The sequence below is a fragment of the Vicinamibacteria bacterium genome (genome assembly GCA_035570235.1).
Taxonomy (GTDB): domain Bacteria; phylum Acidobacteriota; class Vicinamibacteria; order Fen-336; family Fen-336; genus DATMML01.
On sequence record DATMML010000083.1, the window covers coordinates 87,072 to 99,284 of the forward strand.

Genomic DNA, 12,213 nt, shown 5'->3' on the forward strand with positions numbered 1-12,213 from the left:
TTCGAAGGGAAGTCGTGATGCCCAGAGTCAAACGGGGAAGCAAGCGCCGGGAGCGACGTAAGAAGATCCTGGGGTTGGCAAAGGGGTACTTCCTCACCAAGGGGAAGCTCTACCGGTCCGCCAAGGAGTCCATCGAGCGCGCGGGAAACTTCGCCTACGTCGGTCGGCGCAACAAGAAGCGGGACTTCCGTCGGCTATGGATCATCCGCATCAACGCGGCCACCCGGCTGCACGATCTCTCCTATAGCCAGTTCATCGCGGGGCTGAAGCGGGCGGGGGTGGACCTCGACCGCAAATCACTCGCCGACCTCGCGGTCCGGGACCCCCAGGGCTTCGGCCGCCTGGTGGAGTCGGCCAAGGCGGCCCGGGCGAGCGCCTGATCTCCTAGAGGGGCGGGGTCCGGCACGCCGGGAACCCCGTCCGGCATCCATGGCTGATTCGCCAGACGACCTGCGGGGAAAAATCCACGCCCTGCGCGAGGAGTTCGAGCTCGCGCTGGCGGACCTGCGGGACCCCTCCGGCCTCCAAGCCCTTCGCGACAGGTACCTCGGCCGCAAGGCGGGGTCCGTGACCACCCTCCTCAAGTCGGTGGGCGGGCTGCCCGAGGGGGCGCGCCGGGAGGCGGGCCGGGAGTTGAACGCCCTCAAGGCCGACTTGGAGGCCCGCTTGGACGCGGTCGGTAGCGCGCTGGAATCGCGCGCGCGCGAGGAGCATCTCCGCCAGGACCGCGTGGACATCACCCTCCCGGGCCGTCCCCTCGACCTCGGCCGGCGGCACCCCCTCTCCGTCGTTCAGGAGGAGCTGGAGGACATCTTCCTGGCTATGGGCTACGAGGTATACGGGGGCCGTGAGGTGGAGGACGACTACCATTGCTTCGAGGCCCTGAACATGCCCCCGGACCACCCCGCCCGGGACATGCAGGACACCTTCTACCTCAAGGGATCGCCCGGCGTTCTTCTGCGCACCCACACCTCGTCCGCCCAAATCCGCTACATGCTGGAAAACCCTCACCCCCCTCGGGTGCGCATCATCTGCCCGGGGAAGGTCTATCGGCGGGACAGCGACATCACCCATTCCCCGATGTTCCTGCAGGTAGAGGGGCTGGTGGTGGGCCCCGGCATCAGCGTGGGCGACCTCAAGGGCACCATCGAGGCCTTCCTGCACGCCCTCTTCGGCCCCGGCTACCCCTTGCGCTTTCGCCCCTCCTACTTTCCCTACACCGAGCCCTCGGTCGAAACGGACCTCCGCTGCGTCGTTTGCGGAGGTTCGGGGTGTCGGGTCTGCAAGGGCACTGGCTGGCTGGAGATTTTGGGCTCGGGTATGGTCCACCCCGCGGTCTTCGAGGCCGTGAACGCCCGCCTGGGCCGGGTGGTCTACGACCCCGAGGAGGTCACGGGCTTCGCCTTCGGGCTGGGCATCGATCGGGTGGCCATGGTGAGGCACGGGGTGGACGACATCCGGCTCTTTTACGAGAACGATCTCCGCTTCCTGGAGCAGTTTCGGGGATGAGGGTCCCGCTGTCCTGGCTAAAGGAGTTCGTGGAGGTGCCGGTCGAGGCGGCCAAGCTCGGCGAGGACCTCACCCTGGTCGGCCTGGCTCTGGAGGGCCTGGAGACGATCGAGGGAGACCCGGTGCTGGACCTCGACATCACCACCAACCGCGTGGACTGCATGAACGTCTACGGCGTCGCCCGCGAGGCGGCGGTGATCTACGACCTCCCCTTGAAACCGCTGGAGGTCGGTCTCCGCGAATCGGGACCGCCGGCCGCGGAAGCCCTCGCGGTCTCGATCGAGGCCCCCGACCTCTGCCCCCGGTTCTGTGCGCGGGTGCTCGACGTCCGGCTCGGCCCCTCCCCGGCCTGGCTTCGCCGGCGGCTGGAGTCGGTGGGCCTGCGTCCCATCAACAACGTCGTGGACCTCACGAACTACGTGATGATGGAGATGGGGCAGCCCTCCCACGCCTTCGACCTCGCACGCATCCCCGACGGCCGGCTCCACATTCGCTGGGCCCGCGAGGGGGAGGGGCTCGTCACCCTGGACGGGGTGGCGCGGACCCTCTCCCGGCAGGTGGGGGTGGTGTCCGGGCCCCGAGATCCGCTGGGCCTGGCCGGGATCATGGGCGGTGCCTCCAGCGAGGTCTCGGCCGACACCAGGGCCGTGGCTCTCGAGGCCGCATACTGGGAGCCCCGAGCCGTACGGCGCGCGGCCCGGGTCCTGGGCATGCACACGGAAGCCTCGCACCGGTTCGAGCGGGGGGCGGACCCGGAGGGGCCGGTGGTGGCCACCGCCCGCATCGTCCACCTGCTCGAGAAGATCGGCGCGGGAACCGCGCGCCCGGGGCTCGTGGATGTGGTTCCCGCGCCGCGGCCCCGGCGACGGACCCTCCTCCGGTCGTCGACGATGGCCACCCTCCTCGGGACCGAGGTGCCGGAAGAGCGGGCTCGCGCCATCCTGCGCGGCCTGGGCTTCGAGATCGGGGGACGCGAAGGGGAGGGAGTCATCGTGGAGATCCCGACCTGGCGCGGGGACGTGAGCCGGGAAGCGGACCTGATCGAGGAAGTGGGACGGCACCACGGGTTGCAGAGGATCCCTTCCACCCTACCCGCGGGCGCCGGTCTGGGCGGGCTGGGCCCGGGCCAGGGGCGAGAGCGGGCCCTTCGACGCGCTCTGGTCGGGGCCGGACTCAGCGAGGTCATCAACTATGCGTTCGTGGGGCAGGGGGCGATCCCCCCCGGGCCCCGCCCGCCGGTGACCCTCGCCAACCCCCTGGCCGACGAAAAGAACGTGCTCCGCACGTCCCTCGCCGTCCCTGGCCTCTTGACGAACCTAGAGACGAACCAGCGGCAGGGCAGGCACGATCTGCGGCTTTTCGAGTTGGGGCGCATATTCCAACCCAATCACGTGCTGCCCGTCGAGGAGCAGCGGCTAGCCGTGCTGCTCACGGGCGCCGCCCGCCCCCGTCACTGGGGAGAGAGACCCCTCGGGGGGGAGAAGCCCCGCTCCCTCGACTTCTTCGACCTCAAAGGCCTCCTGGAGGGGCTCTTCCAGCGGTTGGGTCTGGAAGCGCCGGTGCTGGTCGGGGACCTTGAGCGACCGCCGTTCTTGCACCCGGGCAAGAGCGCGATCGTCCGCTGGCGTGGAGGTGACCTGGGCTTTATCGGCGCCCTCAGCCCCGGCCTGCGCGAGGCGCGGGACGAGGTTCTCTTGGCCGAGATCAGCCTCGGGGGGGTCCTGGGGGCGGAAGTCGCCCCCGTTCGTTTCCAGGCCCTGCCACGCTTTCCGGGGGTCAGCCGCGATGTGTCCTTTCTCTGTCCGGAGGGCCTGGCCGCGGCCGAGATCGAGGCGCGCATCCGCGGGGCGGGAGGCGGGCTCCTGCGCGAGGCGCAGGTGGTGGACCGCTACCAGCGTCCAACCTTCCCGCCCGGCTACGTGAGCCTCACCGTGAGCCTCCGTTACCAGCACCCCGAGCGGACTTTGACCGGCGAGGAGGTCCAGGCTTCGGTGGAGGACGTGATCCGGGAGCTGCGGTCCGCAGGGGCCGAGATCCGGGGAGAGTGAGGGAAAGGTGGAAGACGGCTTCGAGCTGCTCGAGCAGAAAGTCCGCAAGGCGGCCGAGCTGGTGAGGCGACTGCAGGGTGAGAACAATGTCCTCCGGAACGACCTTGGCCAGGCTCAGGCCCGCTTCAAGGAAGCGGAGAGGAAGCTGGAGGGGCCGGAGACGCGGGGAGGCGCGTCCGCGGAGGAGAGCCAGCAGATCGACGCCCTCGGGCGCCAGCTGAAGGCCCTGCGGCAGGAGCGAGCGGACGTTCGGGCCCGAATCGTCAAGCTGGTCGAGGTCCTGGACGGTCTTGACTAGCCGGGGGCGCTATAATCGGCGCCCTATGGCGGACAAACCGAACCTGGTTCACGTCGAGATCTTCGGTCAGACCTACGCCGTGCGGGCGGGGGCGGACCCCGGATATGTGGAGCGGCTCGCCGCCCACGTGGACGGGCAGATGCGGGAGGTGAGTCGGGCGGCGGGGGCGGTGGACTCCATGCGCATAGCCGTCCTGGCCGCGCTGAACCTGGCCGACGAGTGCTTCCGCCTGCGATCGCAGCTGGAGGAGGCGGAGAACCGGGCGCGGGCGCGCGCGGCGGCCCGGGCCGAAGACCTCGCCCGCCAGCTGGCCGCGGCCCTGGGGGAATGATTCTCTCTTCGCTTGCCTGGAGACCCGGGCACGGCTATGATGCCGCTCGAGGTCCTCTGTATTGTTCGTGATGGATTCGAAAGCCTCGAACCAACGTCCTTAAGTCGGGGACTCAAAGTCGCTCCGCGGTGTGCATGCCTCCGAGCCGAGGAAGCCTAAAGCGGCGCGCAGGGTTCCCACCTGGTGGCCCGGTTCAGGTCACGCTCCACACGGCAACGCGGAGGGCCTTTTTTGCCGGTTCTCGGAATGAGGTCCCGCTTGCTTCAGCCTGAGACCCCGCTGGGCGAGATCGGAGAGCGAGAGCTGGTTCGCCACCTGCAATCGCGCATCCCGCTGGGGCCGGGGGTCGTGGTGGGAGTGGGGGACGACGCGGCGGCGGTGGAAGTGGGGCCCCTCACCCTGGTGACGGCGGACAGCCTGGTCGAGGGCGTTCACTTCCGCCGGGAATGGTCCCCCCCGCGCCTCCTCGGCCGCAAGGCCCTGAGCGTGAATCTCTCGGACATTGCCGCCATGGCCGGCGTCCCCCGGCACGCCACCGTCAGCCTCTGCCTGCCCCCGGAGACCACGCTCGCGTTCGTGGACGGTCTCTACGACGGCTTGCTCGAGCGCGCCGCGGAGACGGGGGTCAATCTGGTGGGCGGGAACCTTTCCGCCAGCGGCAACGCGATCGTGGTGGACGTGACCCTCCTGGGCGAGGCCACGCGCATCGTGCGCCGCTCGGGGGCGCAGGTGGGCGACCTGGTCGTGCTCACGGGCTCCCTCGGTGCTTCCGTGGCAGGTCTCCGCCTGCTTCTGCAGGGGGCTCGCCTGGACGAGGAAGGCGAGCTTCTGGCCACGGGCATGTGGACAGAGACCTCGGCGGAGGCCGTCGGCCACTGTCTGCGCGCCCACCTCGATCCGCGCCCGCCCCTGACCTTCGCCCGCGCTCTTTCCGAGCGGGACTTGGTGCATGCGGCCATCGACGTCTCGGACGGGCTGTCCGGGGATCTCCAGCAGGTCTGCCTGGCCAGCGAGGTGGGCGCGACCATTGACGGGGCCACGGTGCCGGTGAACCGGCACGCGGCGGGACTGGAGCGGGCGCGGGGAGGGGACGCCCTGAGCTTAGCCCTCAACGGCGGGGAGGACTACGAGCTGCTGCTCGCCGTCCCTCCGGATGGGCTGGGCGCGCTCCGGGACCTGGCCGTGGTCTGGAATCTTCCCTTGACCGTGCTCGGGGAGTTCACCTCCGGGCGGGATGTCTTGCTGAAAAGAGGGGAAACGCTGGCTCCCCTGCCCGCGGCAGCGCACGATCATTTCCGCTCCCTTCGATCGGACCCTCCGGCGGCGGGGGGTGGAGGGTGAGCCGCATCCGCCACGTCGTCCAGCTCCTGGTGCACGTCGACGATGCGCCCGGACGCGTGGCCCTAGCCTTCGCGGTCGGCGTCTGGATCGCCTTCTTCCCCATTCTGGGTATCCATACCGGCTTGGCCCTCGCCATCGCCTTCATGTTCCGATTGAGTCGGGTGGCCATCCTGACCGGAGCCTGGATCAACAACCCCTGGACCCTGGGCCCCATGTACATGGCGGGCACAGTCCTCGGCTGCAGCATCCTGGGGGTCTCCACCGAGGGCCTGGAGGGAATCGACTGGAGCCTGCACGGCCGGGCGTTCTACGTCGCCCTCCTCGAGAGCCTGCGACCCTACGTCTTGCCCTTCATCGTCGGCAACACGGTCCTGGGCCTGGCTTGCGCGGTCCTCGCTTACTTCCTCCTGCGTACGATCCTGGAGCGCCGTCGCCAGATCGCGGCCCCTGCGCCCTAGTGGGCGGGCTCAGAGCGGCGGGGCCAACCGATGGTGGGGGCTGGCCTGCTGGTAGGCGTGGCCGGCCCGGAGTAGCGTGGCCTCGTCGAAGCTCCGGCCGAGAAGCTGCAGGCCCACGGGCAGGCCCGCGGCCGGCCCGCAGGGCAGCGAGAGGCCCGGGACCCCGGCCAGGTTCGCAGGCACGGTGAAGATATCGGCCAAGTACATCTGCAGCGGGTCCTCCGTCTTCTCCCCGAAGCGGAAGGCGGGGCTGGGGGTGGTGGGCGTGGCCACCACGTCGCAGCTCCCGAAGGCCTGCTCGAAGTCCCGACGGATCAAGGTCCGTACCTTCTGGGCGCGCAGGTAATAGGCGTCGTAGTAGCCTGAGGACAGCACGAAGGTGCCGAGGATGATCCGCCGCTTCACCTCGGGACCAAAGCCGTGGTCGCGGCTCTCGCCGTACATCCTCCCCAGATCGGGGGCAGGGGCGCGGAGGCCGTAGCGTACGCCGTCGTAGCGGGCCAAGTTGCTGGAGGCCTCGGCGGTGGCCACGATGTAGTAGGTGGCGATGGCATGGGGGAGGTGGGGCAGCGAGACGTCGACGACGCGGGCCCCCACTCCCTCCAGCACCCGCAAGGCCTCCCGAAAAGACGAGAGCACCCCCGGCTCGACTCCCTGCTCCAGGAAGCTCCAGGGCACCCCCACCCGGAGCCCTTCCGCGCCCGCGGCCAGGCCCTGCACGAAATCGGGAACCGGCCGTTCTGCGCTCGTGGCGTCACAGGGGTCGGGGCCGCAGAGCAGAGAGGCCACGCGGGCCACGTCCTCCACGCTGCGGGCTAGCGGGCCGACCTGGTCCAGGGAGGAGGCGAAGGCGACGAGCCCGTAGCGGCTCACGCGGCCGTAGGTGGGCTTGAGGCCGACCACCCCGCAAAGGGAAGCGGGCTGGCGAATCGAGCCGCCGGTGTCGGTGCCCAAGGCCAGGCACGCCATTCCTGCCGCCACCGCCGCCGCCGAGCCCCCCGAGGAGCCGCCGGGCACGCGGGTCGGATCCCACGGGTTCTTGGTCTTTTTGTAGGCGCTGTTCTCGGTGGACGACCCCATGGCAAATTCGTCCATGTTGGTCTTGCCCACCACGATGGCCCCGGCCGCCTCCAGGCGGGCCACGGCGGTGGCGGTAAATGGGGGCCGGTAGCCTTCGAGGATCCGGGAGCCACAGGTGGTGGGGAGCCCCTCCATGTCGAGCACATCCTTGACGGCCAGGGGTACCCCCGCCAGGGGGGGCGCCGGTCGTCCCGAGGCCAGGGCGGCATCGAGGTCGCGGGCCTTCCCGAGAGCGCGGTCGGCAAGGACCTGGAGGAAGGCGTCCACCTTGGGCTCGACCGCGGCCAGCCGATCCAGGTGCGCCCGGGTCACCTCTTCCGCGGAGTGCTGCCGCGCGGCCACACGGCGGGCGATCTCACCGGCGGTGAGGCGCCAGAGCGGCTCCGTCATCCGCCGAGGACCCGGGGGACCCGGAAGAGGCCGTCGGCAGGGTCGGGGGCGGCGGCGAGCACCCGTTCCCGAGGCAGGCACTCGCGGGGGGTATCCTCGCGGAAGCCGCCGGATGTCAGGGCGTGGCTCATGGGCTCGACACCCGAGGTGTCGATGGCCTGGATGGACTCCGCGTAGGCAAGGATCTGGTCGAGCTGGCGAGCGAAGAGCACGCGCTCCTCTCCGCTCAGGGAGAGGTGGGCCAGCTTCGCGACGTGGTCCACGGTTTCAACGGTGGCCCGCGGCATGGTCGGCTACTATACCGCGCACCGGCGGGGCCGGTAAACGCGGGCGCGGCCTTGACCGCGGTCGCCCCTGCCCCTAGACTCGCGGGCAGTACCAAAGAAACGGCGACCCGGTTGGCTTGCTGAAGGCGACGTCGCCGCGCGAGAGTCTCCCATGGCTTTGTGTCCCTACTGCGCGCAGCCGCTTCCGGAGCCCCCGGACCAGTTCTGTCCGAGTTGCGGGCGCGACCTGCCCCCCTCGCTGCCGCCACCGGCAGCGGGGGGAACGCCCTGGGAGCGGCGGGCCCAGATCGGCATCGTCACCGCGCTCATCGACACCACGCGGGAGGTGCTCACGGGCCCGACCGCCTTCTTCCGCTCGATGCCCGTGGTGGGGGGCATCGGCGCTCCCCTGGGCTACGGGGTGATCGTGGGTTACATCGGCCTCGTGGCCCAGGCCCTCTATCAGGCCATCTTTCGGAGCGTGCTGGGGAGCGGCCTGGGGAGCCTCGCGGGCCGGCCAGAGTGGGAGCGTCTCGCCACCACCTTGCAGAGCGGGCTCGGCCTGGTTATCCAAGTCATCTTGGGGCCGGCGATCCTGACGGTGGGACTCTTCCTGTCCGCGGGCATCGTCCATCTTCTGCTCATGCTCCTGGGCGGGGCCCGACGGAACTTCGAGGCCACCTTCCGGGTGGCTTGCTACGCGGAGGCCCCCGCCCTCTTCGCGTTGTTGCCCTTCTGCGGCGGCATCGTGGGGATCATCTACCGGCTGGTCCTCTACATCATCGGCCTGGCCGAAGCCCACCAGATCGGCAAGGGGACGGCGGCCGCGGCCGTGCTCCTTCCCATCCTCCTCGTGTGCTGCTGCTGCGCGGGGGGGATCGCGATCTTCGCGGGCAGTCTGGCCGCTCTCCTGAGCCGGGCCGCCCGATGAGCGCCGAGGCCCACATCCCTCCCGCCCCTCCCCGTCTGGTGCGCTTCTCCGCTCCGGTCGGAAAGCTGCCCCTGGGCGCCATCTTCGGGGCTCTGGGCTTGCTGGGGGCGGTGGGGGTAGGCGTGCTCCGGCTGGATCACCTGCCCTTCACGCTGTGCGTGTTCAAGCACTTCACGGGCTTGCCCTGTCCGACCTGTGGCTCGACGCGGGCGCTCGGTCGGCTGTTCGCCCTCGATCCGGCGGGGGCGTTGGCCATGAATCCCCTGATCACGACGGCCGCCCTCCTTCTTCTGCCCTGGGCAGCGGCCGATCTGCTGTTGCTGACTCGGGGGCGGGCCCTCGATCTGGAGGTTTCGGCCCCCGCGGCGCGGACTCTGCGCGTGATGGCGGTGCTGGCGGTTCTCCTGAACTGGGCGTTCCTTCTGGCCGCGGGACGTTAGCCCGGAAAGGAGCGTCCTCAGGGTCCGGCGCTCCGCGCCCGCTTCGGCCTTCCTGGGAAGAAGGCGGCTCCCTCCTAAGCCGCTCTAGGGCCCACGCCGGACCCTCGCTTATACTCGTCGCCAGTGTTGAATAGCGTGCGTCCCCGGATCTCCGTCGTCATCCCCTTGTTCAACGAGGCGGAAAACGTCGAGGACCTCTACCGCGAGCTTACGGCCACCCTGGAACAGCTCGGCCGCGCCTACGAGATCCTTCTCGTGGACGACGGCTCCACCGATGGGACCCGGGAACGGCTGGCCCCGCTCGAGGAACGGGACCCCCGCGTGCGCGTGCTGAGACTGCGGCGCAACTTCGGGCAGACCGCGGCCTTCTCGGCCGGCTTCGACCACGCTCGCGGGGACGTGGTGGTCACTTCGGACGGCGACCTGCAGAACGACCCCGCCGACATCCCGCGGCTGCTCGCCAAGCTGGACGAAGGGTTCGATATCGTCTGCGGATGGCGGCGACGGAGGATGGACTCGCTGTCGAAGCGCGTCCCCTCCTGGTTTGCAAACCGGCTCATCTCGTGGGCCACGGGTGTGCATCTCCACGACTACGGCTGCTCGCTGAAGGTGCTGCGCGCCGATGTGGTGCGGCAGATCAAGCTCTACGGGGAGATGCACCGGTTCATACCCGCGGTGGCCTCCTGGATGGGAGTGACGGTGGCTGAGATCCCAGTCGGCCATCGGCCGCGCACCCGCGGCGCCAGCAAGTACGGGCTGGGTCGAACCGCGCGCGTGGTGCTCGACCTCTTCACCGTGAAGTTTTTGCTTTCCTACGGTACCCGCCCCGCGCACCTCTTCGGCCTGATGGGGCTGGGCTTTGGCGGGGTCGGCCTGGCCATCCTGACCTACCTGTCCTATATCCGTCTGTTCGAGGCCACCCCCATCGGGGGCCGGCCCCTTCTCCTGCTCGGTGCTCTCCTCTTCCTCACCGGGGTCATCCTCGTGAACTTCGGCCTTATGGGAGAGCTGCTGGTGCGGACCTACCACGAGAGCCAGGGCAAGCCGACCTACGTGGTGCAGGAGCGGCCGCCGACCGCGGAGCCGGAGCCCGGACCAACCCTCTCCCGCCGTTGATACGGATCCTCTTCCTGACCGAGTCCTTCCATCCCGTGCTGGGGGGAGGCGAGCAGCACATCCGGGCTCTGGGGGAGCGTCTCGTAGAGGGGGGGATGGGGGTCACCGTGGTCACGCGGCGGGGGCACCCCTCCTGGGCGCAGGAGGAGTTGCTGGGGGGAACCCGGGTCGTGCGCGTGTTCCCCCCCGGGCCGGGGCGCACCGGTAAGTACGCCATGGTCCTGCCCGCGCTGGCCGCGCTTTGGCGCGAACCGCACGACCTGTTGGTGGTGCGGGGCACCCGCGTCCTCGGCCTGCCCGGGCTCCTCGCTGGTCGGGCCCGGAGGCGGCCGGTCGTGCTGCAGCCCGACCTCAACGGCGAGATGAGCGGGGAGGTCTACCTCTGGGGGACGCCCTGGGCGCGGGGGCCCGCCGGATCGCTCGTGCGGGGGGGGGTCGCCCTTCGCAACATCCTGTTCCGCGACGCGGATGCCTTCGTGGCCATGTCCCGCCAGATCCGCGCCGAGCTGCTCGGCGCGGGCGTGGCCGAGGAACGGGTGACCCTGATCCCCCACGGTGTCGACACCGGGCGCTACCATCCCGCGGACGCCCGCGAGCGGGCCGACCTCCGGGCGCGGCTGGGCCTGCCGGCCTCTGCCCTCCTCGTCACCTACACCGGCCGGCTCCTGAAGGGTAAGGGGCTGGAGACGCTGATTGAAGCCTTCGCCGCCCTAGCCGCCCGTGACGCGCGCGCGCACCTCCTGCTCGTGGGCACGGGGGCGGGCCAGGCCCTTTCCATCGAGGCGGAGATCAAGTCGGGCGTCGCAGCGCGCGGCCTGGGTGAACGGGTGACCTTCACGGGGCGGGTGGAAAACGTGGAGGACTTCCTCCGAGCCTCCGATGTCTTCGCCTTTCCTTCCGTATTCGAGGCGCTGGGCTTATCGCTCCTGGAGGCCGCCGCCTGTGGCCTCCCCTGCGTGGGCAGCCGGACGGGTGGGATCGTGGACGTGATCGAGGACGGGCGCTCTGGCCTGCTCGTGCTCCCCGACGACGGGCCGGCACTCGCGGGCGCCCTGCTCGCGCTCGCCTCCGATCCCGACCAGCGGCGGGCCATGGGCATGCGGGGCCGCGAGGTGGCCCTCTCTCGCTTCGACGTCGAGGACAGCATCGACCGCTACCGCAGCCTATTCCGCGAGCTCTGCTCCCGAGCCGCCGCCTCCCCGACGGCAAGGGGTGGGGCCGCCTGAGGCCCGGCCCGGGCGTGCGGGGCGATACCGCAATTCCGGGAAGGGCCGGGCTAACGCTTGTAAATCCCGACGCAGACCAGGGTGGACTCGACCCGTTCGCAATGGGTGGACTTCTCTTGGTAGGCCTTTTCCGCGCCCACGCGGTCCTCTGTAGGCGACCGCCCTGTCCACCATGGCGACCGCCTCCGCCACGGACCCGAACTCCTCTGGGCGCCGGGGGCGGCGCCGCTCAGGCCCCTAGGAGAGTGACTGCGACCGCGCTGAGATATTGTCAAGAGTTGTGGATCGAAGACTAGGCGGCGCTCCTCTCTTTCTTCGTATCCTCTCGCTCCACTCGAAGGCCATCTTGAAATCTCACACCCGCCCGGACGAGCGGCAGTAGCCTGGGGACTACTTCAGTTCAACGATCAGCGCATGCACTTCGGTATCCCCTAAGTTCTCGCCCTTATGCGTTATCGGCTGGCCCCAGAAGACGTCGCCGGCTTTGCGCTCGAAGACCTTGGAGGTACCGTCCGCCGCCGTGTTCTTGACGCGGTAATTAGTGAGCGCGTAGAGCACGTACTGTGGATGGGTGTGAAACCCTTCCTGCTCGCCTGGCTTGAGCCGAAGCTCGAGGACGCGCACTTTCTCGTTCTCAAGCCTGAGTGTCAGTCTCTGGCTCTCGAGGTGCGGGCCAGCATGCGCCCAGGCTCTGAGCACAGCGAAAAGAAGTCCCAGGATCGCGCCCACTGCATACGCGTGTCTACTCTTCATTAGGAGTCCTCCGACTCATCTGAGGT

The 12,213-nt window shown here is 69.7% G+C and carries 14 protein-coding genes and 1 other RNA gene; 12 read left to right on the forward strand and 3 right to left on the reverse strand.

What is annotated here, in order from left to right; translation table 11 throughout:
* The first annotated feature begins 17 nt into the window (after positions 1–17).
* The 8 genes from rplT (at position 18) to VN461_15010 (ending at position 5,985) form a co-directional block, all read left to right on the forward strand.
* On the forward strand, positions 18–380 hold the full coding sequence (rplT, locus tag VN461_14975) for a 50S ribosomal protein L20 (GenBank protein ID HXB56084.1): 363 nt from the start codon (positions 18–20) through the stop codon (positions 378–380).
* 49 nt (positions 381–429) lie between these two features.
* Positions 430–1,509 (forward strand): phenylalanine--tRNA ligase subunit alpha, encoded by a 1,080-nt coding sequence (gene pheS / locus VN461_14980; protein HXB56085.1) that lies wholly within the window; start codon positions 430–432, stop codon positions 1,507–1,509.
* On the forward strand, positions 1,506–3,557 hold the full coding sequence (gene pheT / locus VN461_14985; protein HXB56086.1) for a phenylalanine--tRNA ligase subunit beta: 2,052 nt from the start codon (positions 1,506–1,508) through the stop codon (positions 3,555–3,557). The genes pheS and pheT overlap by 4 nt, the downstream gene beginning before the upstream one ends.
* A gap of 7 nt (positions 3,558–3,564) precedes the next feature.
* Positions 3,565–3,855, forward strand: a complete 291-nt coding sequence (locus VN461_14990) for a hypothetical protein (protein HXB56087.1) — start codon at positions 3,565–3,567, stop codon at positions 3,853–3,855.
* 25 nt (positions 3,856–3,880) lie between these two features.
* Positions 3,881–4,186, forward strand: a complete 306-nt coding sequence (locus tag VN461_14995; protein ID HXB56088.1) for a cell division protein ZapA — start codon at positions 3,881–3,883, stop codon at positions 4,184–4,186.
* Positions 4,187–4,236: 50 nt separating this feature from the next.
* Positions 4,237–4,414, forward strand: a non-coding RNA gene (gene ssrS, locus VN461_15000) — 6S RNA.
* Positions 4,415–4,444: 30 nt separating this feature from the next.
* Positions 4,445–5,527, forward strand: a complete 1,083-nt coding sequence (gene thiL / locus VN461_15005; GenBank protein HXB56089.1) for a thiamine-phosphate kinase — start codon at positions 4,445–4,447, stop codon at positions 5,525–5,527.
* Positions 5,524–5,985 carry a DUF2062 domain-containing protein gene (locus VN461_15010; GenBank protein ID HXB56090.1) on the forward strand — a complete coding sequence of 154 codons (462 nt, stop codon included), beginning with the start codon at positions 5,524–5,526 and terminating at the stop codon, positions 5,983–5,985. Before thiL ends, VN461_15010 begins: the two co-directional genes overlap by 4 nt.
* 9 nt (positions 5,986–5,994) lie before the next feature.
* Here VN461_15010 and gatA read toward each other — a convergent pair whose 3' ends face one another.
* Together gatA and gatC are read right to left on the reverse strand one after the other, a co-directional pair.
* Positions 5,995–7,455, reverse strand: a complete 1,461-nt coding sequence (gatA, locus tag VN461_15015) for an Asp-tRNA(Asn)/Glu-tRNA(Gln) amidotransferase subunit GatA (protein HXB56091.1) — start codon at positions 7,453–7,455, stop codon at positions 5,995–5,997.
* Positions 7,452–7,742 (reverse strand): Asp-tRNA(Asn)/Glu-tRNA(Gln) amidotransferase subunit GatC, encoded by a 291-nt coding sequence (gene gatC / locus VN461_15020; GenBank protein HXB56092.1) that lies wholly within the window; start codon positions 7,740–7,742, stop codon positions 7,452–7,454. The genes gatA and gatC overlap by 4 nt, the downstream gene beginning before the upstream one ends.
* Positions 7,743–7,893: 151 nt before the next feature.
* Here gatC and VN461_15025 point away from each other — a divergent pair, with 151 nt between their 5' ends.
* From VN461_15025 to VN461_15040, 4 genes are all read left to right on the forward strand, one after another.
* Positions 7,894–8,652 (forward strand): YIP1 family protein, encoded by a 759-nt coding sequence (locus VN461_15025; GenBank protein HXB56093.1) that lies wholly within the window; start codon positions 7,894–7,896, stop codon positions 8,650–8,652.
* A complete protein-coding gene (locus VN461_15030; GenBank protein HXB56094.1) occupies positions 8,649–9,092 on the forward strand; it encodes a DUF2752 domain-containing protein in 444 nt (147 codons plus the stop codon). The genes VN461_15025 and VN461_15030 overlap by 4 nt, the downstream gene beginning before the upstream one ends.
* Positions 9,093–9,227: 135 nt before the next feature.
* Positions 9,228–10,208 carry a glycosyltransferase family 2 protein gene (locus VN461_15035; protein HXB56095.1) on the forward strand — a complete coding sequence of 327 codons (981 nt, stop codon included), beginning with the start codon at positions 9,228–9,230 and terminating at the stop codon, positions 10,206–10,208.
* A complete protein-coding gene (locus VN461_15040; protein ID HXB56096.1) occupies positions 10,205–11,434 on the forward strand; it encodes a glycosyltransferase family 4 protein in 1,230 nt (409 codons plus the stop codon). Before VN461_15035 ends, VN461_15040 begins: the two co-directional genes overlap by 4 nt.
* A 390-nt stretch (positions 11,435–11,824) precedes the next feature.
* Here VN461_15040 and VN461_15045 read toward each other — a convergent pair whose 3' ends face one another.
* A complete protein-coding gene (locus tag VN461_15045; protein ID HXB56097.1) occupies positions 11,825–12,187 on the reverse strand; it encodes a cytoplasmic protein in 363 nt (120 codons plus the stop codon).
* Positions 12,188–12,213 lie beyond the last annotated feature (26 nt).